Raw genomic sequence first — 1,018 nt, forward strand, 5'->3', positions numbered from 1 at the left:
GATATGTCAAGAGGTGATAAAAAAAGATTTCAATGAAAACAGATAAAAAAGGGTACAACAAATAGGCCTGCGACAAAACCGCAAGAAAAAAGTTCGGTATACGATTACCTACTCTTTGCCGGAGAGTAGAGTTGATTCTTGTCCAGCAGACCAAAAATCAGACGTATTAATTTACGGGCGGTCAACGCGAGTGCACGCTTGTGCTGATGTTTGGGAACTTCAGCAAATTTTTTGTTGTAGTAATCCGTGTATTCCGGACAGTATCTAACCACACTGCCAGCAGCCTGGATCAGGTAGTATCTCAGGTATCGGTTCCCTGCTTTCATCATCGGTGTGTCCTCAGAATCAAACTCACCGGACTGGTTGTCTCTCCAGATGATGCCGCTGTATTTTGCCAAGGCGTTGTTGCTGTTAAAACAGCGTACAGACCCTATTTCAGCAAGGATCCCTGCGGCATAAACGGGTCCAATCCCCGGAATGGATTTCAGGATCTGGTACTCCGTAGGATTTAACCCTGCGACCGTTGCGGCAATGGCTTTATCGAGAGCTTTCTGCTCTTTTTCAAAAGCACGGATGCAGTTAAAGGAACAGGCGATGGATGTGGTGATCGGTTCATACAGTGCCTTATCCAACCGGTAAGAGTTACGGGCTGCTTTTTGAAGCAGGCTGGCCACTTGATCCGGATCAGAGAACCTGCCATGTCCGGAAGCGGAGATAAAGTCGATTAGTTCTTTTAAAGGGGCATTGGCGATATCCTCCGTAGTCTTGTACTCAGTCAGGATTGCTTCGGCAGTAGCGCTGAATTTATCGGAAACAGGGCTTTCCTCGCCGCTGAGGAGAGCAAACTCACTGAACTTTAGGAAGACGTTGTTCAGGACATAGTTCTTCTCCCTGGCAATCGCTTCATTGATGTGCCTGCGCTGCCTTGTGAGACGCTGCAGGGCAAGATACTGGGCACCGCGCCAGGGCTCGATGTTGATCCGTCCGGCACGGACATAATCGGCAACGATAAAAGAGT

1 protein-coding gene is annotated in these 1,018 nt (G+C 48.2%); it reads right to left on the bottom strand.

Annotated elements, in window-relative coordinates; genetic code table 11:
- Nucleotides 1–104 precede the first annotated feature (104 nt).
- Nucleotides 105–1,018 (bottom strand): IS110 family transposase (locus tag NI21_RS0115320; RefSeq protein ID WP_033127082.1); only part of this gene is annotated, 914 nt, incomplete at its 5' end.

The sequence above is a fragment of the Eubacterium sp. ER2 genome, from assembly GCF_000765215.1.
Classification (GTDB): Bacteria; Bacillota; Clostridia; order Lachnospirales; family Lachnospiraceae; genus Claveliimonas; species Claveliimonas intestinigallinarum.